This is a genomic window from Microbacterium sp. Leaf436 (assembly GCF_001424715.1).
Taxonomy (GTDB): domain Bacteria; phylum Actinomycetota; class Actinomycetes; order Actinomycetales; family Microbacteriaceae; genus Microbacterium.
In genome coordinates, this window is sequence record NZ_LMRB01000003.1 from 664,760 (window position 1) to 687,598 (window position 22,839).

General features: G+C 69.2%; 22 protein-coding genes. 8 read left to right on the forward strand and 14 right to left on the reverse strand.

The genetic code is table 11. The annotated features are described in order from the left end of the window. Nucleotides 1-56: 56 nt before the first annotated feature. The 5 genes from ASG45_RS12070 to sufB form a co-directional block, all read right to left on the reverse strand. The gene (locus ASG45_RS12070; protein WP_055837689.1) at nucleotides 57-386 is read right to left on the reverse strand and encodes a metal-sulfur cluster assembly factor; all 330 of its coding nucleotides are present in this window, start codon (nucleotides 384-386) and stop codon (nucleotides 57-59) included. A gap of 9 nt (nucleotides 387-395) precedes the next feature. Then, nucleotides 396-1,166: a Fe-S cluster assembly ATPase SufC gene (sufC, locus tag ASG45_RS12075; RefSeq protein WP_055837692.1), complete on the reverse strand. Its 771-nt coding sequence runs from the start codon at nucleotides 1,164-1,166 to the stop codon at nucleotides 396-398. A 37-nt stretch (nucleotides 1,167-1,203) separates the two neighbouring features. Beyond that, nucleotides 1,204-1,533: a non-heme iron oxygenase ferredoxin subunit gene (locus ASG45_RS12080; RefSeq protein ID WP_055837695.1), complete on the reverse strand. Its 330-nt coding sequence runs from the start codon at nucleotides 1,531-1,533 to the stop codon at nucleotides 1,204-1,206. Further along, nucleotides 1,530-2,723, reverse strand: coding sequence for a Fe-S cluster assembly protein SufD (gene sufD, locus ASG45_RS12085; RefSeq protein WP_055837697.1), 1,194 nt, complete (start codon nucleotides 2,721-2,723; stop codon nucleotides 1,530-1,532). Before sufD ends, ASG45_RS12080 begins: the two co-directional genes overlap by 4 nt. A 64-nt stretch (nucleotides 2,724-2,787) precedes the next feature. Next, nucleotides 2,788-4,206 (reverse strand): Fe-S cluster assembly protein SufB, encoded by a 1,419-nt coding sequence (gene sufB, locus ASG45_RS12090; RefSeq protein WP_055837990.1) that lies wholly within the window; start codon nucleotides 4,204-4,206, stop codon nucleotides 2,788-2,790. Between the two features lie 247 nt (nucleotides 4,207-4,453). Here sufB and ASG45_RS12095 point away from each other — a divergent pair, with 247 nt between their 5' ends. Further along, nucleotides 4,454-5,440 carry a COX15/CtaA family protein gene (locus tag ASG45_RS12095; RefSeq protein ID WP_055837700.1) on the forward strand — a complete coding sequence of 329 codons (987 nt, stop codon included), beginning with the start codon at nucleotides 4,454-4,456 and terminating at the stop codon, nucleotides 5,438-5,440. A gap of 259 nt (nucleotides 5,441-5,699) precedes the next feature. Further along, nucleotides 5,700-6,182 (forward strand): hypothetical protein, encoded by a 483-nt coding sequence (locus ASG45_RS12100; protein WP_055837703.1) that lies wholly within the window; start codon nucleotides 5,700-5,702, stop codon nucleotides 6,180-6,182. A 344-nt stretch (nucleotides 6,183-6,526) separates the two neighbouring features. Here ASG45_RS12100 and ASG45_RS12105 read toward each other — a convergent pair whose 3' ends face one another. Next, entirely contained in the window at nucleotides 6,527-7,453 is a 927-nt protein-coding gene (locus ASG45_RS12105) for a heme o synthase (RefSeq protein ID WP_055837705.1), read from the reverse strand. A 229-nt stretch (nucleotides 7,454-7,682) separates the two neighbouring features. Here ASG45_RS12105 and tkt point away from each other — a divergent pair, with 229 nt between their 5' ends. Genes tkt through pgl form a run of 6 tightly spaced genes read left to right on the forward strand, consistent with a single transcriptional unit; the run spans nucleotide 7,683 to nucleotide 15,828 of the window. Beyond that, nucleotides 7,683-9,782 (forward strand): transketolase, encoded by a 2,100-nt coding sequence (gene tkt / locus ASG45_RS12110; protein WP_055837709.1) that lies wholly within the window; start codon nucleotides 7,683-7,685, stop codon nucleotides 9,780-9,782. Nucleotides 9,783-9,799: 17 nt separating this feature from the next. Further along, nucleotides 9,800-10,921 (forward strand): transaldolase, encoded by a 1,122-nt coding sequence (gene tal / locus ASG45_RS12115; protein WP_055837714.1) that lies wholly within the window; start codon nucleotides 9,800-9,802, stop codon nucleotides 10,919-10,921. Beyond that, entirely contained in the window at nucleotides 10,918-12,543 is a 1,626-nt protein-coding gene (locus ASG45_RS12120) for a glucose-6-phosphate isomerase (protein ID WP_055837717.1), read from the forward strand. Before tal ends, ASG45_RS12120 begins: the two co-directional genes overlap by 4 nt. A gap of 2 nt (nucleotides 12,544-12,545) precedes the next feature. Next, nucleotides 12,546-14,096 (forward strand): glucose-6-phosphate dehydrogenase, encoded by a 1,551-nt coding sequence (zwf, locus tag ASG45_RS12125; RefSeq protein ID WP_055837719.1) that lies wholly within the window; start codon nucleotides 12,546-12,548, stop codon nucleotides 14,094-14,096. Further along, a complete protein-coding gene (locus tag ASG45_RS12130) occupies nucleotides 14,093-15,040 on the forward strand; it encodes a glucose-6-phosphate dehydrogenase assembly protein OpcA (protein ID WP_055837723.1) in 948 nt (315 codons plus the stop codon). Before zwf ends, ASG45_RS12130 begins: the two co-directional genes overlap by 4 nt. Further along, complete coding sequence (pgl, locus tag ASG45_RS12135; RefSeq protein ID WP_055837726.1) at nucleotides 15,037-15,828, forward strand: 6-phosphogluconolactonase; 792 nt, start codon at nucleotides 15,037-15,039, stop codon at nucleotides 15,826-15,828. Before ASG45_RS12130 ends, pgl begins: the two co-directional genes overlap by 4 nt. Nucleotides 15,829-16,108: 280 nt before the next feature. On the opposite strand, the gene ASG45_RS12140 is transcribed toward pgl, so the two are convergent. The 8 genes from ASG45_RS12140 to rapZ form a co-directional block, all read right to left on the reverse strand. Beyond that, entirely contained in the window at nucleotides 16,109-16,462 is a 354-nt protein-coding gene (locus ASG45_RS12140; protein WP_055837729.1) for an RNA polymerase-binding protein RbpA, read from the reverse strand. 1 nt (nucleotide 16,463) lies between these two features. Continuing rightward, the gene (gene secG, locus ASG45_RS12145; protein ID WP_013586744.1) at nucleotides 16,464-16,712 is read right to left on the reverse strand and encodes a preprotein translocase subunit SecG; all 249 of its coding nucleotides are present in this window, start codon (nucleotides 16,710-16,712) and stop codon (nucleotides 16,464-16,466) included. A 114-nt stretch (nucleotides 16,713-16,826) separates the two neighbouring features. Next, a complete protein-coding gene (tpiA, locus tag ASG45_RS12150; protein ID WP_055837733.1) occupies nucleotides 16,827-17,645 on the reverse strand; it encodes a triose-phosphate isomerase in 819 nt (272 codons plus the stop codon). Further along, nucleotides 17,636-18,850 carry a phosphoglycerate kinase gene (locus tag ASG45_RS12155; RefSeq protein ID WP_055837734.1) on the reverse strand — a complete coding sequence of 405 codons (1,215 nt, stop codon included), beginning with the start codon at nucleotides 18,848-18,850 and terminating at the stop codon, nucleotides 17,636-17,638. The genes tpiA and ASG45_RS12155 overlap by 10 nt, the downstream gene beginning before the upstream one ends. A 6-nt stretch (nucleotides 18,851-18,856) precedes the next feature. Then, nucleotides 18,857-19,867 (reverse strand): type I glyceraldehyde-3-phosphate dehydrogenase, encoded by a 1,011-nt coding sequence (gap, locus tag ASG45_RS12160; RefSeq protein ID WP_055837737.1) that lies wholly within the window; start codon nucleotides 19,865-19,867, stop codon nucleotides 18,857-18,859. Between the two features lie 103 nt (nucleotides 19,868-19,970). After that, nucleotides 19,971-20,597, reverse strand: a complete 627-nt coding sequence (locus ASG45_RS12165; RefSeq protein WP_055837740.1) for a superoxide dismutase — start codon at nucleotides 20,595-20,597, stop codon at nucleotides 19,971-19,973. A gap of 329 nt (nucleotides 20,598-20,926) precedes the next feature. Further along, nucleotides 20,927-21,904, reverse strand: coding sequence for a DNA-binding protein WhiA (gene whiA / locus ASG45_RS12170; RefSeq protein ID WP_055837743.1), 978 nt, complete (start codon nucleotides 21,902-21,904; stop codon nucleotides 20,927-20,929). Nucleotides 21,905-21,944: 40 nt separating this feature from the next. Further along, nucleotides 21,945-22,823, reverse strand: coding sequence for an RNase adapter RapZ (rapZ, locus tag ASG45_RS12175; RefSeq protein ID WP_055837748.1), 879 nt, complete (start codon nucleotides 22,821-22,823; stop codon nucleotides 21,945-21,947). Between the last annotated feature and the right edge of the window lie 16 nt (nucleotides 22,824-22,839).

A 22,839-nucleotide genomic window follows, 5' to 3' on the forward strand; every position in this document is an offset into this window, starting at 1 on the left:
GCGACACACGAAACGCCCACCCCGCCGGAGCGGAGCGGGCGTTTCGTCGAGCATTCTCAGATCGCGAAGCCGAGGGCGCGCATCATGTCGCGGCCGTCGTCGGTGATCCGCTCGGGACCCCACGGCGGCATCCACACCCAGTTGATGCGGAAACGGTCCACGACGTTGTCGAGCGACTGCGCCGTCTGTTCTTCGAGCACATCGGTCAGCGGGCAGCCGGCCGACGTCAGGGTCATGTGGATGACGAGCGCGTCGTTCTCGTCGTCCCACGCGAGGTCGTAGATGAGTCCCAGGTCGACGACGTTGATCCCCAGTTCGGGGTCCATGACGTCTTTCAAGGCCTCGGTGACCTCGTCGTACTTCTCGGGAGCGAGCGTTGCGGTCATGTAACGATCCTACGCGTCGATCGGCGTACCGGCCTCGAGGAAACGGTCGTAACCCTCTTCCTCGAGTCGGTCGGCGAGTTCGGATCCACCCTCTTCGACGATGCGGCCCTGAACGACCACGTGCACGAAATCGGGACGGATGTAGCGCAGGATGCGCGTGTAGTGCGTGATGAGCAGCACGCCGAGACCGGTCTGCTCCTTGGCGCGGTTCACGCCCTCGGAGACGATCTTGAGCGCGTCGACGTCGAGGCCGGAGTCGGTCTCGTCGAGCACGGCGATCTTCGGCTTGAGGAGCTCGAGCTGCAGGATCTCGTGGCGCTTCTTCTCGCCGCCCGAGAATCCCTCGTTGACGTTGCGCGAGGCGAACTTGGGGTCCATGCGCAGGTTGCCCATGGCCTGCTTGACGTCCTTGGTCCACGTGCGGATCGCCGGCGCCTCGCCGTCGATGGCCGTTTTGGCCGTGCGCAGGAAGTTGGTGACCGTGACGCCCGGGATCTCGACCGGGTACTGCATGGCGAGGAAGAGGCCGGCGCGCGCGCGCTCGTCGACGGTCATCGCGAGCACGTCTTCGCCGTCGAGCGTGATGGAACCGCTCGTCACCGTGTACTTGGGGTGACCGGCGATGGTGTAGGCCAGGGTCGACTTGCCGGAGCCGTTGGGGCCCATGATGGCGTGGGTCTCACCGGTGCGCATGGTCAGCGTCACGCCGTTGAGGATGGGGGTCGTACCGTTCTCCGTCTCGACCGTCACGTGGAGGTCGCGGATCTCGAGGACAGACATGGGGTTCCTTACGTAAATCTGGGTTCGTGGGCGCGGCTCAGGCCGTCGCCTTGGTGACGGAGGTGTCGATGAGCACGTCGTCTCCGTCGATCACGACCTCGTACACGGGGACCGGCTCGAAGGCCGGCAGGTTGAGGGGGCGGCCGGTGCGCAGCGAGAACGCCGAGCCGTGGGCCCAGCATTCGAGGGTCTCGCCCTCGACGAAGCCGTCCGACAGCGAGATGTCGCCGTGCGTGCAGACGTCGCCGATCGCGTGCACTTCTCCGTTGCCGTCGAGCACGACGGCGATCGCGACGCCGTCGAGCTCGACGCGGTGCGCCTCGTCTTGCGTCAGGTCGCTGAGGGCGCAGGCGCGCGCGGCGCTCACGCCGCGGCTCCGTCGGCCAATTCGCGCTCGATGGCCGCGGTGAGCTCGGTCTCGAGCTCCGGGATGCCGATGCGCTGCACGATCTCGCTCAGGAACCCGAGCACCACCAGACGGCGGGCCTCGTACTCGTCGATGCCGCGCGCCTGCAGGTAGAACAGCTGCTCGTCGTCGAAACGACCGGTCGCGCTCGCGTGGCCGGCGCCCTGGATGTCACCGGTCTCGATCTCGAGGTTCGGGATCGAGTCGGCGCGCGCGCCGTCGGTGAGCACGAGGTTGCGGTTGGCCTCGTACGAGTCGGTGCCCGTGGCATCCGGTCCGATGAGCACGTCGCCGATCCAGACGCTCCGAGCGCCCTGGCCCTGGAGGGCTCCCTTGTAGAGCACGTCGCCGACGGTGTGCGGGCCCTTGTGGTGCAGGTACACCTGCGACTCGAGGTGCTGGCCGGCGTCCGAGAAGGACAGGCCGTACATGCGCCCCTCGGCGCCGGCGCCCGAGAGCTCCAGCGACGGGTTCACGCGCACGACGCCGCCGCCGAAGCTGACGACGATGTGCGTGAACTTCGCGTCGCGGTCGACGCGCGCCTGGTGCGCCGAGGCGTGGATCGCGTCGTCGTCCCAGTTCTGCACCGACACGACCGTGAGGTCGGCGCCGTCGCGCACGATGATCTCGACGTTCTGCGCGTGCTGGGCCGTGCCCTCGTGGCGCAGCACGACGGTGCCGCGCGAGTGCGGCTGCGCCTCGATGACCACGTGGGCGTGCGCGAGGCCGCCCGTGCCGGTCAGGCGGACGACGACCGGCTCGGTCAGCTCGACATCGGCGGGGATGCGCAGCAGCGGTGCCTCGGCCTCCTGCGACCAGGCGATGGCGCTGGGCAGGTCTTCGGGGCGGAAGTGCTCGCCGCGGGGCGCGTCACCGTGACCGAGACGCAGCTGCTCGAGCTCGGCCGGGGCGTGCACCTCGACCTGCATGACGCCCGTGGGACCGGCCTGGTCGACGAACAGCGGCGCGAGCCGGTCGATCGGGCTGAGCTTCCAGTTCACCTCGCGGCCTGTCGGCGTGCCGAAGTCGGCCGGATCGAACGAGGTCGCCCGCTCCGAGCGCGTCTGCACCGGAACGATGGATGCCACGAGGGCGGCCGGGTCGATGTGACCCGCCGCGGAATCCGCGGGGGTCGTGGTCGCTGTGGTCACTGAGCTGATACTCCGTTCGGCGCGAGAGGGGAGAACACGGGAGGCGCGGATGTCGCCGAAGAGATCATCCGACGCTGCCCTCCATGCCCATCTCGATGAGCTTGTTGAGTTCGAGGGCGTACTCCATGGGGAGTTCGCGCGCGATGGGCTCGATGAACCCGCGCACGATCATGGCCATGGCCTCGTCTTCGGGCATGCCGCGCGACTGCAGGTAGAAGAGCTGCTCTTCGCTGACCTTCGAGACGGTCGCCTCGTGTCCGAGCTGCACGTCGTCGACGCGGATATCGATCGCGGGGTACGTGTCGCTGCGCGAGATGGTGTCCACCAGCAGCGCGTCGCAGCGCACGGTGTTCGCGGAGTGGTGCGCGTTGGCATCCACTCGCACTTCGCCGCGGTAGCCCGCGCGACCGCCGCCGCGCGCGATGGACTTCGACACGATCGACGACTGCGTGTAGGGCGCCATGTGCACCATCTTGGCGCCGGCGTCCTGGTGCTGTCCGGGACCGGCGAAGGCGACCGACAGGGTCTCGCCCTTGGCGTGCTCGCCCATGAGGTAGATGGAGGGGTACTTCATCGTCACCTTGGAGCCGATGTTCCCGTCGACCCATTCCATGGTCGCGCCCTCGTGGGCCACGGCCCGCTTGGTGACCAGGTTGTACACGTTGTTCGACCAGTTCTGGATCGTCGTGTAGCGAACGCGGGCGTTCTTCTTCACGATGATCTCGACGACGGCCGAGTGCAGCGAGTCGCTCTTGTAGATCGGCGCCGTGCAGCCTTCGATGTAGTGCACGTAGCTGTCTTCGTCGGCGATGATCAGGGTCCGCTCGAACTGGCCCATGTTCTCGGTGTTGATGCGGAAGTACGCCTGCAGCGGGATCTCCACGTGCACGCCCTTCGGCACGTACACGAACGATCCGCCCGACCACACGGCGGTGTTGAGCGCGGCGAACTTGTTGTCACCGGCGGGGATGACGGTGCCGAAGTACTCCTCGAAGAACTCGGGGTGCTCGCGCAGCGCCGTGTCGGTGTCCATGAAGATGACGCCCTGCTGCTCCAGGTCCTCGCGGATCTGGTGGTAGACGACCTCGGACTCGTACTGCGCGGCGACGCCGGCGACCAGGCGCTGACGCTCGGCCTCGGGGATGCCGAGCTTCTCGTACGTGTTGCGGATCTCTTCCGGAAGGTCTTCCCAGGTCTGCGCCTGCTTCTCGGTGGAGCGCACGAAGTACTTGATGTTGTCGAAGTCGATGTCCGACAGGTCGGCACCCCACGTGGGCATGGGCTTGCGACCGAAGAGCTGGTAGCCCTTGAGGCGCGTCTTCAGCATCCACTCGGGCTCGGACTTCAGAGCGGAGATCCCGCGCACGACGTCCTCGTTGATGCCGCGCTGCGCGAGCGCACCGGCGGCGTCGGTGTCGTGCCAGCCGAACTCGTATTGCCCCAGGCTTTCGAGCTCGGGTCGGTCGATGAGTACATCGGACATGGTGATCACTCTCCTTCTCGGGCCTCAACGGTGTCATCCGCCCCGGCATTCCGGACTCCGGTCGAAGTCCCAGGAATGTCGCTGGTGGGCCCGTTCGAAGGCGCTGGCTGCGCGCCTAGACTGTCTCCGGTGCGGATCGCGTGAGCGCTGCACCCGGACCCTTTGATTCTACAGGCAACACCCGCTCCCGGCACGGCAGGTCCGCTGTTCCCGCAGCCCGAGCGGACCGATGCCAGGAAGCCAGCGCATGTCCCCCGCCTCGACCACGCCCCCCTCGTCCCGCGCCGCCACGATCCCCGGTCGCTTCCTCGCGTGGCTTCCCACCGACGTCGATCGGCGCGTGCGCGTCTTCGCCTGGCTGTCGTTCCTCGCCGAGGTGCTCATCATCGGCACGGGCGGTGCCGTGCGCCTGACAGGCTCGGGCCTCGGATGCCCCACCTGGCCGCGCTGCACCGCCGACTCGATCGTGAACACGCCCGAGATGGGCATCCACGGCATCATCGAGTTCGGCAACCGCACGCTGACGGGGCTCGTCGGCATCCTGGCGATCGTGGTCGTCGTGCTGGTCTGGCGCCTGCGTCGCGAGCGTCGCGCCCTCTTCGTCCTGTCGCTCATCGTGCTCGGCGGCGTCGTCGCTCAGGCGCTCGTCGGCGGCGTAACCGTGCTGACCGGCTTGAACCCCTTCATCGTCGGATTCCACTACGTCGCCTCGGTGTCGTTGGTGGCGGTGTGCGCCGCCTTCCTGGTGCTGATGAACGCACCCGCCGGCCCGCGTACGCTCGCGGTGCCCCACTGGTTCGCCGGTCTCGTGCACACGACGACCGCCATCCTCGCCCTCACGATCGTGTTCGGCGTGCTCACCACCGGAGCGGGGCCGCACTCGGGCGATGCGGCCTCGGTGCGCAACGGCTTCGACGCCCAGGTGCTCGAACACGTGCACGCCTGGCCGGGCTACGCGCTGTTCTTCCTCACGCTCATCGTCGTGGTGCTCGCGTGGCGCCTGCGCCTGGGCGTTCGACGCTGGGCGACGGCGCTGCTCGCGGTCGAGCTCGTGCAGATCGCGGTGGGCCTCTACCAGGCCCGCAACGGCCTGCCCGAGATCGCGGTCGGCACGCACATGGTGCTCGCCGCCCTCGCCGCGGCCACCATGACGGTGGTCGTCCTGCGCCTCAAGGAGCCCGCGGTCACCGAACGCCCCGCGCCCCCGCGCCAGACGGCGGCCGCACGCCGCTGAGGCCGGAAGAATCGCGTCGGCACGACACTTTTCGCGCGTTTCCGCGGGGAGGCGACCCTCGTCCGCGCGGTCGCCCCGGCAGCCCGCGGCCCTTATACCCTCATAGGCGATTCATCGGCGTCCCCTAGCCGACACCCCGACCCGTGCGACACTGTGGGACTTCCGGTGCCCTGAGAGGCCCGGATCCCCTCCCGGTGCCCCGGTACCGGAAACAGCCGTCGTGCATCCCCGGAGCACGGTACGACAAGGAGTTCATCTCATGCAGACCCGTCCCCGCCTGGTGACCAGCATCCCGTTCTGGGTGCTCGTGGTCGCGTCGCTCGCCGCAGTGATCGGCGGACTCGTCCTCGTCTTCCGTCAGGTCGACGAGATCCAAGCCCTCGTCAACGACCCCAACGCCACGGTCGTGACCGTCTACGTCGCACAGGCGTGGGTGTCGGTGGGCGCCGCCGTCCTCGCCGCCGGTGCCATCGGCATCGCTTCCGCCCTGGCCGTGGCCGCCGTGGTGACCACGCGTGCCCGCGCCGACGTCGCGATCGAGACCATCGACTGGACGAGCGACGACGAGACCTCGGCCGAGCCGCACGTGTCGTCGACCCCGTCGTACACCGCCCCCGCCGCGACCGCGGCGCCCCTGGCGGTCGAAGACGCCGACGTCGAGACGTCGTCGAACACCCCCGCTCCGCCGGCCGCCGCCGCCGCCGCGCAGCAGGACGCGAACGACGATCCCAGCCGTCGCTGACACCGCGATACGAAGCGCCCGCCCCGATCCCCGGGGCGGGCGCTTTTTCGTGTGTGCCCCTCGTCGCCCGGACCGGATGCCGTGACGACGAGCGTCTCGTTCGCCGATGCGCTCGCGCGCACCCCCGCCGCCCGACCGCGGTCTCCACGGAGGTGGCAGCCCGTCCGCGGCGCCCGGCTCGCCGGCATCCGCACCCCGCCCAGGCCCGCTGCGCGCTCTCGACGTTGCGGAGTCCGCGCCCGACGCCGGACGCGGTCGGCCGACGATCCCGACCCGCTCCCCCACGAAAAGGCGCCCACCCCCTCACGTCGGGGCGGGCGCTTTCGCGGCGTGCGGAGCCGCCGTCAGAACGGCAGCAGCGGGTCGACGGCGATCGCGACGAAGAGCAGCGTCAAGTACGTGATCGACGCGTGGAACACGCGCATCGGCCGCGGCTCACCACCGCGCACGGCACGCGCGTAGAGACGGTGCGACTCGTAGATGAACCACCCGCCGAACACCAGCGCCGACACGGAGTACACCAGGCCCATGGATGCCACGGGGATGAGCAGCAGCGAGCAGGCCACCGTGGCCCACGCGTACAGGATGACCTGCAGGCCGACCTGCGATCCACTGCGGGTCGCGCCGAGCATGGGCACGTCGACCTCGTCGTACTGGTCCGCGTACTTCATCGACAGCGGCCAGTAGTGCGGCGGCGTCCACAGGAAGACGAGCACGAACAGGATGACCGGCGCCCACGACAGCGATCCGGTGACCGCCGACCAGCCGATGAGCACGGGGAAGCAGCCGGCGATGCCGCCCCACACGATGTTCTGCTCGGTGCGGCGCTTGAGGATCATCGTGTAGATCACGACGTAGAAGAAGATGGCCGCGGCCGACAGTCCCGCCGCGAGCGGGTTCGTGAAGACCCACAGCCACACGGTCGAGACCACCGCGAGCGACCAGGCGAACACCAGGGCACCGCGCGGAGAGACCTCGCCGGTGACGAGGGGGCGCTTCTCGGTGCGCTGCATGTGCGCGTCGATGTCGCGGTCGAGGTACATGTTGAACGCCGCCGCCGACCCCGCGCTCAGCGAGCCGCCGATGACGGTCGCGAACACCAGCCCCAGGTGGGGCAGACCGTTCTGCGCCAGGATCATGACCGGCACGGTCGTCACCAGCAGCAGCTCGAGGACGCGCGGCTTCGTGAGGGCGATGTACGCCCGAAGGGTGCGTCCGACGGAGCGGCGATCGGTCGTCGCAGTGACGTGCGACGTCGTCGAGATGTCCATCGTCCCCCGGGGTAGCGCGTATAGAACCTCCACGATTCTATGCCATGTCCACCACACGACCGGCCGCCTGTCGACCCCCGTCACGAGAGGCAACGGTGCCGGTCGTTCTCGCTATGCTGGCGAAGAACGCGCGCCCCGCGCCGACACCCCACCCCACTCCCACTCCTACGGTGGTGAGTGCGGCGTCGGAAGTGAAACCGGGCGCTCAGTATCGAGAAAGGCGACCCTGTTGTCGGACTTCGAATGGGATGACATCGATCGGCGCGCGGTGGACACCGCCCGCATCCTCGCGGCGGATGCCGTCGAGAAGGTGGGCAACGGCCACCCCGGAACCGCGATGTCGCTCGCACCCGCCGCGTACCTGCTCTACCAGCGCGTCATGCGCCACGACCCCGCCGACACCCATTGGCCGGGCCGCGACCGCTTCATCCTGTCGGTCGGTCACTCCTCGCTCACGCAGTACGTGCAGCTCTACCTCGGTGGCTTCGGTCTCGAGAAGAAGGACCTCGAGGCGCTGCGCACCTGGGGTTCGCTGACCCCCGGTCACCCCGAGTACGGCCACACCGACGGCGTCGAGATCACGACCGGCCCCCTCGGCCAGGGCCTGGCCTCCTCCGTCGGCTTCGCCTACGCCGCCCGCTACGAGCGCGGCCTGTTCGACCCCGAGTCGCCCGCCGGCGAGAGCCCGTTCGACCACTTCGTGTACGTGATCGCCGGTGACGGCGACCTGCAAGAGGGAGTGACCAGCGAGGCGTCGTCGCTCGCCGGCCACCAGGAGCTCGGCAACCTCATCGCGATCTACGACTCCAACCAGATCTCGATCGAAGACGACACCAACGTCGCCTTCACCGAAGACGTCCAGAAGCGCTACGAGTCGTACGGCTGGCACGTCCAGACGGTCGACTGGAAGAAGACCGGTCAGTACGTCGAAGACGTCGCCGAGCTGCACGCCGCGATCGAGGCCGCCCAGGGCGAGACGAGCAAGCCTTCGCTCATCGTGCTCAAGACGATCATCGGCTGGCCCTCGCCCGGCAAGCAGAACTCCGGCAAGATCCACGGTTCGGCCCTCGGCGCCGACGAACTGAAGGCCACGAAAGAGGTCCTCGGCTTCGACCCCGAGCAGCACTTCGCCGTCGCCGACGACGTGCTCGAGCACACCCGCGCGCTCGTCGAGCGCGGCGAGGCCGAGAAGGCCGCCTGGCAGCAGAAGTTCGACGAGTGGGCCGCGGCTCACCCCGAGCGCAAGCAGCTCTGGGACCGTCTGCAGGCGCGCGAGCTCCCCGCCGACATCGCCGACGCGCTCCCGGCCTTCGAAGCCGGCAAGGACGTGTCGACCCGCGCCGCCTCCGGCACGGTCATCAACGCCCTCGCCGCCGAGCTCCCCGAGCTCTGGGGCGGTTCGGCCGACCTCGCCGAGTCGAACCTCACCACGATCAAGAACGCCAAGTCGTTCATCCCGTCGGAGTGGTCGACCCACGAGTGGTCGGGCGACCCCTACGGCCGCGTGCTGCACTTCGGCATCCGCGAGCACGCCATGGGCGCGATCCTCAACGGCATCGTGCTGCACGGGCCCACGCGCCCCTTCGGCGGCACGTTCCTGATCTTCAGCGACTACATGCGCCCCCCGGTGCGCCTGGCCGCGCTGATGAACATCCCGACCATCTTCGTCTGGACGCACGACTCCGTCGCGCTCGGCGAGGACGGACCGACCCACCAGCCGATCGAGCAGATCGCGACCCTCCGCGCCATCCCGAACTTCGCCCTCGTGCGTCCCGCGGATGCCAATGAGACCAGCGTCGTGTGGCTCGAGATGCTGCGCCGCACGGCCGGACCCGCCGGTATCGCCCTGACCCGCCAGAACATCCCCGTCTTCGCCCGCGGCGAGGGTGCGGCATCCGGTGACGAGTTCGCCTCGGCCGCCGGCGCCGTCAAGGGCGCGTACGTGCTGGCCGAGGCCGCGAACGGCGAGCCCGACGTCATCCTCATCGCGACGGGCTCCGAGGTGCAGCTCGCCGTCGAGGCGCGCGAGACCCTGGCCGCCGAGGGCGTCCACGCCCGCGTCGTGTCGGCTCCCTCGCTGGAGTGGTTCGCCGAGCAGGACGAGGCGTACCGCGAGTCGGTGCTGCCCGCATCGGTGAAGGCCCGCGTCTCGGTCGAGGCCGGATCCGCCCTCAGCTGGCAGGGCATCGTCGGCGACGCCGGCCGCTCGGTCGCGATCGACCACTTCGGTGCGTCGGCCGACTACAAGACCCTGTTCCAGAAGTTCGGCATCACGGCTGAGGCCGTCGTCGAGGCCGCACGCGAGTCGCTCGCTGCGGCGAAGAAGTAATCGAGGAGATAACGACCATGAGCACTCCCACTGAGAACCTCTCGGCCGCCGGCGTCAGCATCTGGCTCGACGACCTCTCGCGCCAGCGCATCCAGTCCGGCAACCTCGCCGAGCTCATCGAGCAGCGCAACGTCGTCGGCGTCACCACCAACCCGACGATCTTCGCCGGCGCCCTGTCCAAGGGCGAGGCCTACGAGGGTCAGGTGAAGGAGCTCGCCGCGGCCGACGCCAGCGTCGACGAGGCGATCTTCTCGATCACCACCGACGACGTGCGCGACGCGTGCGACATCTTCCTCCCCGTCTTCGACGCCACGAACGGCGTCGACGGCCGCGTCTCGATCGAGGTCTCGCCCGATCTGGCGCACGACACCGAGGGCACCATCGCCCAGGCGAAGGACCTCTCGGCCCGCGTCGACCGCAAGAACGTCCTCATCAAGATCCCCGCGACCAAGGCCGGCCTCCCGGCCATCACCGAGGTCATCGGCGCGGGCATCTCGGTCAACGTCACGCTGATCTTCAGCCTCGAGCGTTACGCCGAGGTCATCGACGCGTACCTCGCGGGTGTCGAGAAGGCCCAGGCCGCCGGTCACGACATCGCGAACCTGCAGTCCGTGGCCTCGTTCTTCGTGTCGCGCGTCGACACCGAGATCGACAAGCGTCTGGCCGCGATCGGCACCGACGAGGCCGCAGCCCTCAAGGGCAAGGCCGGCATCGCCAACGCTCGCCTGGCCTACGAGCTCTTCGAGCAGAAGTTCGGCGAGGACCGCGCGAAGAAGCTGCTCGAGGCCGGCGCCACGGTGCAGCGTCCGCTGTGGGCGTCGACCGGCGTCAAGGACCCCGCCCTGCCCGACACGCTCTACGTCACCGAGCTCGTCGCCCCCGGCACCGTCAACACGATGCCCGAGAAGACGCTCGAGGCGACCTTCGACCACGGCGTCATCACCGGCGACACCGTGACCGGCGGCTACGCCGAGGCGCACGACGTCTTCGACCGCCTCGCCGCGGCCGGCGTCGACGTCACCGACGCGACGCAGACGCTCGAGGACGAGGGTGTCGAGAAGTTCATCGCCTCGTGGCACGAGCTGCAGGACACGGTCAAGACCGCTCTCGACGCCGGAAGCGCCCAGGCAGCCCAGTGAGCTTCGCGGTCAAGGTCACGGGCCACGTCAAGTCGGTCGTCGACGCGGAGCTGCCGGGCCTGACCGGTTCACTCATCGCGTCGGGGATCACCGCGGGCGACGCCAGCCTCTGGGGCGCCGCCGCGGAAGACGAGGCGTCACGTCGCCTCGGGTGGGTGCGAGCGGTCTCCGTCTCGCGCCCGCTCGTGGCCGAGGTCACCGCCCTGCGCGACGAACTCGTCGCGCAGGGCGTGACCCGCGTCGTGCTCGCGGGCATGGGCGGATCCTCGCTCGCCCCCGAGGTCATCGCGCAGTCGGCCGGCGTTCCGCTGGTCATCCTCGATTCGACCTCGCCCGGACAGGTGCTCGCCGCCATCGACGGCGATGCCGAGTCCGGCGGGCTCGCCCAGACGGTGCTCGTCGTCTCGAGCAAGTCCGGCTCCACCATCGAGACCGACTCGGCCAAGCGCGCGTTCGAGGCCGCTTTCCGCGATCTGGGCATCGACCCCGCCGGACGCATCGTCGTCGTCACCGACCCGGGCTCCCCGCTCGAGGAATCGGCCCGCGCCGACGGCCACCGCGTCTTCACGGCCGACCCCACCGTCGGCGGCCGGTACTCCGCCCTCACCGCCTTCGGCCTCGTGCCCGCGGGACTGGCCGGCGTCGACATCGGCGACCTCCTCGACGAGGCGGATGCCACCCTGCTCGAGGTCGCGATCGACTCGCCCGACAACCCCGCCCTCGTGCTCGCCGCGGCGATCGCCGGAGGCGGCGTCGCGCGGCGCGACAAGCTCGGGCTCGTCACCGACGGCAGCCACCTCATCGGCCTGCCCGACTGGATCGAGCAGCTCGTCGCCGAGTCGACCGGCAAGCAGGGAACCGGCATCCTTCCCGTCGTGCTGCTGCCCGTCTCGCCCGAGCTCGAGGCGAAGACTGCCGACCTCCAGGTCGTGCGCTTCGTCGACGACGCCCACGCCTTCCACCTCTTCGAGCGGCACACCGGCGAGGTGCTCGTCAGCGGCTCGCTCGGGGCGCAGTTCGTCGTGTGGGAGTACGCCACCGCGATCGCCGGACGCATGATCGGCATCGACCCCTTCGACCAGCCCGACGTCGAGTCGGCGAAGGTCGCCACCCGTGGCCTGCTCGACGCCCGCCCCGAACCGACCGCGCCGGCCTTCGTCGTCGACGGCGTCGAGGTGCGCGTCTCCGACCCCGCCCTGGCCTCCAGCGGCACGGTCGCCGGCGTGCTGGCGGCGCTGTGGCAGACGGTTCCCGCCGACGGCTACGTCAGCATCCAGGCGTACGTGAACCGTCTCGACCTGTCGCAGCTGGCCGGGCTCCGCGAGCTCGTCGCGGCCGACTCCGGTCGCCCCACGACGTTCGGCTGGGGTCCGCGTTTCCTGCACTCGACCGGTCAGTACCACAAGGGCGGACCCGCCAACGGCGTCTTCCTGCAGATCCTCGAACGCACCGACCTCGATCTCGAGATCCCCGGTCGGCCGTTCACCTTCGGACAACTCATCCAGGCACAGGCCGCGGGAGACGCGAGCGTGTTGGCGGAGGGCCACGGCCGTCCCGTCGTCACGCTGACGCTGACCGACCCGCAGGTCGAGGTGCTCTCACTCTTCGAGGCGGCACAATAAGCATGGTCGTAGAGATCACACCGGGTCACAACCCCCTCCGGGACCCCGAGGACCGCCGACTGAGCCGGATCGCGGGGCCCAGCGCCCTCGTCATCTTCGGCGTCACCGGCGACCTCTCGCGCAAGAAGCTCATGCCCGCGGTCTACGACCTGGCGAACCGGGGGCTGCTGCCCCCCGGCTTCGCGCTGGTCGGCTTCGCGCGACGCGACTGGGAAGACCAGGACTTCGCCGAGGTCGTCTACGAGTCCGTCAAGAAGTACGCGCGCACCGAGTTCCGCGAAGAGACGTGGAAGGAACTGCTCGAGGGCATCCGTTTCGTCCAGGGCGAGTTCGACGACCCCGAGGCGTTCCAGCGGCTGAAGAGCACGGTCGACAAGCTCGACACCGAGCGCGGCACCATGGGCAACCACGCGTATTACCTGTCGATCCCCCCCAAGGCGTTCCCCCTGGTGACGACGCAGCTCAAGGCGTCGGGGCTGGTCGGAGAATCCGCCGACGACACCACCGGGTGGCGCCGCGTCGTCATCGAGAAGCCCTTCGGCCACGACCTCGCCTCGGCGCGAGAGTTGAACGAGGTCGTCGAGAGCGCCTTCCCCGCCGACTCGATCTTCCGCATCGACCACTACCTCGGCAAAGAGACGGTGCAGAACATCCTGGCGCTGCGCTTCGCCAACGAGCTGTACGAGCCCCTCTGGAACCGCAACTACGTCGACCACGTGCAGATCACGATGGCCGAGGACATCGGAGTGGGCGGCCGTGCCGGCTACTACGACGGGATCGGCGCCGCGCGCGACGTCATCCAGAACCATCTGTTGCAGCTGCTCGCGCTCACCGCGATGGAAGAACCCATCAGCTTCAACGCCTCCGATCTGCGCGCCGAGAAAGAGAAGGTCCTCGCGGCGGTGCACCTGCCCGAGAACCTCGCCGAGGCGACGGCCCGCGGCCAGTACGCCGGCGGATGGCAGGGCGGCGAGGAGGTCCTCGGCTTCCTCGAAGAAGACGGCATGGCCCCCGAGTCCGTCACCGAGACCTACGCGGCCATCAAGCTCGAGATCAACACCCGCCGCTGGTCGGGCGTGCCGTTCTACGTGCGCAGCGGAAAGCGGCTGGGCCGTCGCGTCACCGAGGTGGCCGTCGTGTTCAAGCGCGCCCCGCAGCAGCTCTTCTCGCGCAGCCAGACGCAGGAGCTCGGTCAGAACGCGCTGGTCATCCGCGTGCAGCCCGACGAGGGCGTCACGATCCGCTTCGGCTCCAAGGTCCCCGGCGACGGCACGCAGGTGCGTGACGTCACCATGGACTTCGGCTACGGCCACGCGTTCACCGAAGCCAGCCCCGAGGCGTACGAACGCCTCATCCTCGACGTGCTGCTCGGCGACCCGCCGCTGTTCCCGCGTCACGAAGAGGTGGAGCTCAGCTGGAAGATCCTCGACCCGATCGAGGAGTTCTGGGCCGCCCAGAGCGGTCCGCTCGAACAGTATTCGCCCGGGTCGTGGGGACCGGCATCCGCCGACGAACTCCTCGCCCGTGACGGCCGCACCTGGAGACGCCCGTGATCATCGATCTGCCCGACACCACCGTCAGCGCGATCTCGAAGAAGCTCGTCAGCGTGCGCGAAGAGGGCGGCGCCGTCGCCCTCGGCCGCGTGCTCACGCTCATCATCGTGACCCACCACGGGGCCGAAGAGAAGGTCATCGAGGCCGCCAACGACGCCTCCCGAGAGCACCCCATGCGGGTCATCGCCGTGCTGTTCGGCGATGAGGACGAAGAGCCGCGACTCGACGCCCAGATCCGCGTGGGCGGCGACGCCGGCGCGAGCGAGGTCGTCGTGCTGCGCGCGCACGGCGCCGCCGGCTCCAACGCCGAGAGCCTGGTCACGGGCCTGCTGCTGCCTGACGCCCCCGTCGTGGCCTGGTGGCCGGCCGAGGCGCCCGCCGACCCCGCGCACTCCCCCATCGGGCGCATCGCGCAGCGCCGCATCACCGACGCCTCGTCGCAGTCCGACCCCGCCGCGTGGGTGGCCCACCTCGGTGAGCACTACTCCCCCGGCGACACCGACTTCGCGTGGACGCGCGTCACCCGCTGGCGCGAGCAGCTCGCGGCCGTGCTCGACCAGCCGCCGTACGAGCCCGTCACCGCGATCGAGGTGCGCGGCGCCGCCGACTCCCCCTCCACGGCGCTGCTGGCAGCGTGGTTGGGCATGAAGCTCGACGCCCCCGTCGACTACGCGTACCTGCCCGCCGACGAATGGTCCAGCGGCATCAAATCGGTGCGGCTCACCCGCGCGAGCGGCGACACGCTGCTCGAGCGCCCCGAGGCGAGCGTCGCGGTGCTCACGCAGCCGGGTCAGCCGACCCACGACCTGGCATTCCCCCGGCGCACGCTCCGCGAGTGCCTGGCCGAAGAGCTGCGCCGCCTCGACCCCGATGTGCTCTACGGCCGCGTCATCACCGAGGGCCAGGAGATGCTGCTGGCCGCGAGCGAACGGAACGCCTCATGACCGACACCGGAGCGACCAAGAACGTCATCATCAAGCACGACACCGACACGCTCGCCGAGTACGTCGCGACGCGCTTCATGAACCGCATCGTGAAGCGCGTGGCCGAAGGCAAGCGCATGCACATCTGCCTCACCGGCGGCACGATGGGCGGAGCGGTCCTGCGGACCGCGGCGCGCGACGAGCGTGCGGCGCGGGTCGACTGGTCGCTCGTGCACTTCTGGTTCGGCGACGAGCGGTTCGTCCCCCGTGATTCCGACGACCGCAACGAGAAGCAGGCTCGCGAGGCCTTCCTCGACCATCTCGACATCCCGACCGAGAACATCCACACCGTCGCCTCGAGCGACGAGGGGCTCGATCTGGATGCCGCGGCGATCGCCTACGCCGACGAGCTCGCGCAGTTCGCGCCGTCGGACCGCAGCGAGACCGGGCCGTGGCCGTCGTTCGACATCTGCTTCCTGGGTGTCGGTCCCGATGCGCACATCGCCTCGCTCTTCCCTGATCGTCCCGAGATCTCGGTGACCGACCGCGCCACGGTTCCCGTGCGCGAATCACCGAAGCCGCCGAGTGATCGCGTCTCGCTGACGCGCCCGGTGATCAACTCGTCGAAGCGCGTCTGGATGGTGATCGCCGGCGCCGACAAGGCAGCCGCCCTCGGACTCGCCCTCGCGGGAGCCAGTTACCAGAGCGTGCCCGCCGCCGGGGCGAAGGGTCGTCGCCGCACCGCGTTCTTCGTCGACGAGGCGGCCGCAGATCAGGTGCCGCCGCAGCTCATCGAACGCGAGTACTGAGACACGCGGGAGACAGCGAAGAGGGTCGGATGCCAGGCATCCGGCCCTCTTCGCTGTCGCGCTCCGTGCGGCTCCATGCGGCCGCCCCCGGCGTTCGAGGCCGCGAGACACACGTGGCGCCGCCGGACGACGCACAGAGCCGGAGAGCGGGCCTCGCGCTGCACGGCTGCTCGGCCGTCGGACGATGCCGATGCCCGGCGGCTTCCTCGTCGCTGCGCGTCGACGCCCGGAGGAACGCGAAAGGGCCGGATGCCTCGGCATCCGACCCTTCCCCTCGAGATTACTGGCCGCGGCGATCGCGCAGCTGCTGCAGCGCGTCGTCGAGAAGCGACGCCGCTTCTTCTTCGGTGCGACGCTCTTTCACGTACGCGAGGTGCGTCTTGTAGGGCTCGGCCTTCGCGAGGGCCGGCGGGTTGCTCTTGTCGCGACCGGCGGGGAGGCCGGAGTGCGGGGAGTCGATGGTCTCGGGGATCTCGGCATCGGCGATGCCCGCCGCGAAGTACCGCACGGTCTCGTTGCCGAGGGCATCCCAGTACGACACGGCCACGCGGTCGGCGTGGAAGCCGTGGTCCTGCTCGCCCATCGGGCCCGCGCCTACGCGCGAACCCCGGATCGCGTTTCCGCCTGTCGCCATGTCAGATCTCCGCGAACTTGGTCAGCAGACCGAGGCCGACGATGGTGACGAACCACACCAGCGCGAGCACGATCGTGAATCGGTTGAGGTTGCGTTCCGCCAGGCCCGACGAGCCGAGCGCGGAGCTCATGCCGCCGCCGAACATGTCGGACAGACCGCCACCACGCCCCTTGTGGAGCAGGATGAGCAGGGTCAGCAGGAGGCTGGTGACTCCCAGGAGCACCTGCAGGACGAACTCGAGAATCTGCACTGTCGAAAGCCTTTCGCGAGCGGCCCAGTCGACCGCACAAGCGTCAAGTATACGGGGAGGCGTGCCGGGCGCACGGATGCCCGCGGCGAAGCGCCGCGGGCATCGGTGCGGGGGTCAGACCCCGACGTGCTTCTGGAAGCGGATGATCGCGGCGAACTCGTCGACGACGAGGCTCGCGCCACCCACCAGGGCGCCGTCCACATCGGGCTCGCGCATGAAGCCGGCGATGTTGCCCGACTTCACCGATCCGCCGTACAGCACACGGGTGCGTGCGGCGGCGTCGGCGCCGAGCTTGTCGGCGACGACGGCGCGGAGCTTCGCGCAGACCTCCTGCGCCTGGTCGGGCGTCGCCGCCTGGCCGGAGCCGATGGCCCAGACCGGCTCGTACGCCACGACGATGTCGGCATCGGATGCCACGCCCTCGAGCGCGACCTCGAGCTGACCCACGGGCACGGCGCTGGCGCCGAACTTCTCGAGGTCCTCCGAGGTCTCACCGACGCAGATAACCGGCACGACGCCGTGGCGCAGAGCCGCCTGCGTCTTGGCCGCGACGACCTCGTCGGTCTCGGCGTGGAACTGACGACGCTCGGAGTGACCGATGATGACGTACCGCGCGTTGAGCTTGGCCAGGAACTGGCCCGAGATCTCACCCGTGTACGCACCGGAGTCGTGTGCCGACAGATCCTGGCCGCCGAGGGCGAACGGGATCTTGTCGGCGTCGAGCAGCGTCTGAACGGTACGCAGGTCGGTGAACGGCGGGAAGACCGCCACCTCGACGCTGCTGTCGTCGTGCTGGGCGTCCTTCAACGTCCAGTGCAGCTTCTGGACGAACGCGACCGCCTGCAGGTGGTCGAGGTTCATCTTCCAGTTGCCTGCGATGAGGGGGGTTCGCCTGTTCTGCGCAGCAGACGATTCCGTGTCGATTACGACCATCCGAGGACCTCCAGTCCGGGGAGCTTCTTGCCTTCGAGGAACTCCAGGCTCGCGCCACCACCCGTGGAGATGTGGCCGAACTCGTCATCCGAGAATCCGAGTTGACGCACGGCCGCGGCCGAGTCGCCGCCACCGACCACGCTGAGGCCGTCGACCTCGGTGAGGGCGGCAGCGACCGTCTTGGTGCCGGCTTCGAACGCCGCCATCTCGAACACGCCCATGGGGCCGTTCCAGAAGACGGTGCGCGAGGCGCGGATCGCGTCGGCGAAGATCTCCGCCGTGCGCGGGCCGATGTCGAGACCGAGACCCGAGGCGCCGAAGTCGGTGTCCTCGAGCGCGTCCGCGTCGGCGATCACGTGCTCGGCGTCCGCCGAGAACGAGGCCGCGACGACCGCGTCGACGGGGAGGACGATCTCGACGCCGCGCTCCTTCGCCGTGGCGAGGTAGCCCTTCACGGTGTCGATCTGGTCCTTCTCGAGCAGGCTCGAGCCGACCTTGTGCCCTTCGGCGACGAGGAAGGTGAACATCATGCCGCCACCGACGAGGAGCTTGTCGACGCGGGGCAGCAGGTGCTCGATGACGCCGAGCTTGTCGCTGACCTTCGATCCGCCGAGCACGACCGTGTACGGACGCTCCGGGTTCTCGGTCAGGCGGTCGAGGACCTCGAGCTCCTTCTGGATGAGCAGACCCGCGGCCGAGGGCACCAGCTGGGCGAGGTCGTAGACGCTCGCCTGCTTGCGGTGCACGACGCCGAAGCCGTCCGACACGAGCGCGTCGCCGAGTCCGGCGAGCTCCCGTGCGAAGGCCTGACGCTCGGCTTCGTCCTTCGAGGTCTCGCCCGCGTTGAAGCGGAGGTTCTCGATGACGGCGACCTCGCCGTTCTCGAGCGAGGCCACGGCATCCTGAGCCGACTCGCCGACCGTGTCGCGCGCGAACGCGACCGGCTGGCCGAGCAGCTCGGACAGCCGCTGCGCGACCGGCTCGAGCGAGTACTTCGGATCGGGCGCGCCGTCGGGGCGGCCCAGGTGGGAGCACACGACCACACGCGCGCCGGCGTTGATCAGTGCGTTGAGAGTCGGAAGCGACGCCCGCACGCGGCCATCGTCCGTGATGATCCCGTCCTTGAGAGGAACGTTGAGATCACAACGGACGATGACGCGCGTGCCGGCGAGCGACCCCAGCGAATCGAGGGTGCGCAGAGCCATGAAGGTTTACAGGCGCTCGGCGACGTACTCGGTGAGGTCGACGAGACGGTTCGAGTAGCCCCACTCGTTGTCGTACCACGACGAGACCTTGACGAGGTTGCCGCTGACGTTGGTCAGCTCGGCGTCGAAGATCGACGAGTGCGGGTTGCCCTGGATGTCGCTCGAGACGATCGGGTCTTCGGTGTACTGCAGGATGCCGTTGAGGCGACCCTCGGCAGCGGCCTTCTTGTAGACCTCGTTGACCTGGTCGACGGTCAGACCCTCGGTGGGCGTGACGATCGTGAGGTCGACGATCGAGCCGGTGGGAACCGGAACGCGGTACGACGAGCCGCTGAGCTTGCCGTTGAGCTCGGGCAGCACCAGGCCGATGGCCTTGGCGGCACCGGTCGAGGCGGGAACGATGTTGATCGCTGCACCGCGGGCACGACGCAGGTCGCTGTGCGGGCCGTCCTGCAGGTTCTGGTCGGCCGTGTAGGCGTGAGCCGTCATCATGAAGCCGCGCTCGATGCCGAAGGCCTCGTTGAAGACCTGGGCGAGAGGAGCGAGGCAGTTCGTGGTGCACGACGCGTTCGAGATGATGACGTCGGTCTCGGGGTTGTACGTCTCTTCGTTGACGCCCATCACGATGGTCGCGTCGTCACCCGTGGCGGGAGCCGAGATGAGGACCTTCTTGGCACCGCCGGTGATGTGCTTCTTGGCGTCTTCGGCCTTGGTGAAGCGGCCGGTCGACTCGATGACGATGTCGACGCCGAGCTCGCCCCAGGGGAGGTTCGCCGGGTCGCGCTCTTCGAAGACCTTGATGGTCTTGTCGCCGACGGTGATGGAGTCTGCGGTGTACGAGACGTCCTCGGCGAGAACGCCGCCGACGGAGTCGTACTTGAGGAGGTGCGCCAGCGACTTGTTGTCGGTGAGGTCGTTCACCGCCACGATTTCGAGGTCGGCACCCTGCGCGAGAGCCGCGCGGAGGTAGTTGCGTCCGATACGGCCGAAGCCGTTGATTCCGATCTTGACGGTCACGGAATATCTCCTGAATCAGTTGTGCGCGAGAAGCGCGTGATTGCGGTGTTCGCTGGCGGACAACGGCGTCCCGGTGAGGTGTCCCACCGGGACGCCGCACCGTTTACGACAGTACCAGCAGACCCGTGGTCTTCTCTCGGGCCGCGGCGAAGCGGTCCTGGGCGTCGGCCCAGTTCGCGATGTTCCAGAACGCCTTCACGTAGTCGGCGCGGACGTTCTTGTAGTCGAGGTAGTAGGCGTGCTCCCACACGTCGAGCAGCAGCAGCGGAACGGTGCCGGCGACGATCTGGCCCTGCTGGTCGAAGAACTGCTGGATCAGCAGGTTCTGACCGATCGAGTCCCAGAACAGACCCGCCCAGCCCGAGCCCTGCACGCCGAGAGCGGCGGCGGTGAACTGCGCGCGGAACGCGTCGAACGAACCGAACTGGTCGTCGATGGCCGACTCGAGATCACCGGTGGGCTTGTCTCCGCCGTGGGGCGAGAGGTTCGTCCAGAAGATCGAGTGGTTGGTGTGACCGCCGAGGTTGAACGCGAGGTCCTTCTGCAGGCGGTTGATGTTGGCGAAATCGCCCTTCTCGCGCGCGTCGGCGAGGAGTTCGAGGGTGGTGTTCGCGCCGTTGACATAGGTCTGGTGGTGCTTGCTGTGGTGCAGCTCCATGATGGTCGCACTGATGTGCGGCTCCAGCGCCGAGTAGTCGTAGGGCAGTTCGGGCAGCGTGTAGGTCGCCATGTTCTCTACTTCCGATCGGTCGCTGCCGAGGCCTCTTCACCGGGAAGGCGTGCCGAGGAACCGAGCAGCGAGGGTGACGTTTTCATCCTAGTGACGGGTAACGCACGAGCCACGGGGTTGCTTCCCCGCATGACGGAGGATAGATCGCCCGGGCGCGTCGCTCAGCATGACGAGAAGGCCCCGGATGCCGGACCCGCACGGCGTGAACGGGGCGGCGCACACGCGGGGTCTGTGCGCGTCGACGCGATCCGCATCGGAGGAGCACGAACGCTCCGCGGGCCCCACCACTCCGCCGGCGCGTCGACCGCGCGGCATCCGGAGTCGGGGAATCAGTCCTCGGCGCCGACCGGAACCGCGGCCTCGGTGCCGGGGATGCCCTCGACCTCGGCCTTCTTGTCGGCCATCGCCAGCAGACGGCGGATGCGACCGGCCACGGCGTCTTTGGTCAGGGGCGGGTCGGCGTGGTGACCCAGCTCGTCGAGGCTCGCGTCACGGTGGGCCAGGCGCAGAGCGCCGGCCTGCTGCAGGTGGTCGGGAACCTCGTCGCCGAGGATCTCGAGCGCGCGCTCGACGCGCGCGCACGCGGCGACGGCCGCCTGGGCGGAGCGACGCAGGTTGGCGTCGTCGAAGTTGACGAGACGGTTCACGCCCGCGCGCACCTCGCGGCGCTGACGCATCTGGTCCCACTCCCCCGCGGTGCGGCGCGCGCCCATCTCGTACAGGGCACCCCGAATGGCTTCTCCGTCGCGCACCACGACGCGCGGCACACCGCGCACCTCTCGCGCCTTGGCGGGGATGCCGATGCGGTGCCCCGCGCCGACGAGGGCCATCGCGGCCTCCGACGACGGGCACGAGATCTCGAGCGCCGCCGAGCGGCCGGGGTCGCTCAGGGTGCCGCTCGCCAGGAACGCACCGCGCCAGATGGCGCTGAGGTCGGGACGCGATCCCGTCGTGAGCTTGTTGGGGAGGCCCCGCACGGGGCGACGGCGCTGGTCGAGCAGGCCGGTCTGACGAGCGAGTGTCTCGCCCGCCTCGATGACGCGCACCGCGTAGTGGCCGCCGGTGCGTCCGCCCGACCCCTGCACGTGGTGCAGCTCGGGACGCACGCCGTACAGCTCCATGAGGTCGCGGGCCACCCGGCGGGCCAGGATGTCGGAGTCGAGTTCGGCCTCGACGGCGACGCGGTTGGCGATGGAGTGCAGACCACCGGAGAAGCGCAGGAGGGCGGTGAGCTCGGCGATCCGCGCGGTCGGGCGCGGGTCGCGGACGGTGATGAGCTCGGCCTTCACGTCGGCGGTCAGGGGCACGGTTCTCCTCGGGTGGGGGCAGCGGGGACGACGGTACAGCCTACTCGCGACCGAGGTCGCGGTGAGCCACACGCACGGCCACCCCGGGCACATCGGACAGACGTGCAGCGAGTTCACGGGCCATGACGACCGACCGGTGCTTGCCGCCCGTGCAGCCGATCGCCACCACCGAGTGCCGCTTGTTCTCGCGCTGGTAGCCCTCGAGCACGGGGTGCAACGCCGCGGCGTACGCGCCGAGGAACTCCGCCGCCCCCTCTTGCCCGAGCACGTACTCCCTTACGCGCGGGTCTTCGCCCGTGAGAGCGCGCAGGTCTTCGTTCCAGAACGGGTTCGGCAGGAAGCGCATGTCGGCGACGAGGTCGACGTCGGGGGGCAGCCCGTACTTGAACCCGAAGCTCATGAGCGTGACCGTGTGGCGTGCAGCGCCCTCGTCGCCGAAGAGGGCGACCGTGCGCAACGACAGCTGGTGCACGTTCAGCGACGAGGTGTCGATCACGACGTCGGCGGCCTCCCGCACGGGTGCGAGACGTTCGCGCTCCCGGCGTATGCCGTCGAGGATGGTGCCCTCGCCCTGCAGCGGGTGGGGACGCCGCACGGCTTCGAACCGCCGAACCAGCACCGCGTCGCTGGCGTTGAGGAACACCACGCGCACCTGGCGGCCCGCCTGCAGACTGCGCATGGCCTCGGGCAGATCGCTGAACAGGCTGCGACCGCGGACGTCGACGACCACCGCGACGCGCGGGACCGCCCCACCGGCGAGCTCGGTGAGCTCGAGCAGTGGACGCAGCATCTGCGGCGGGAGGTTGTCGACGACGTACCAGTCGAGGTCTTCGAGGGCATTGGCCACGGTCGACCGCCCCGCGCCGGACATTCCCGTGACGATCAGCACCTCGCCTGGCTCGTCGCGTGCCGGTTCCATGGGCGATCGCCTCCCG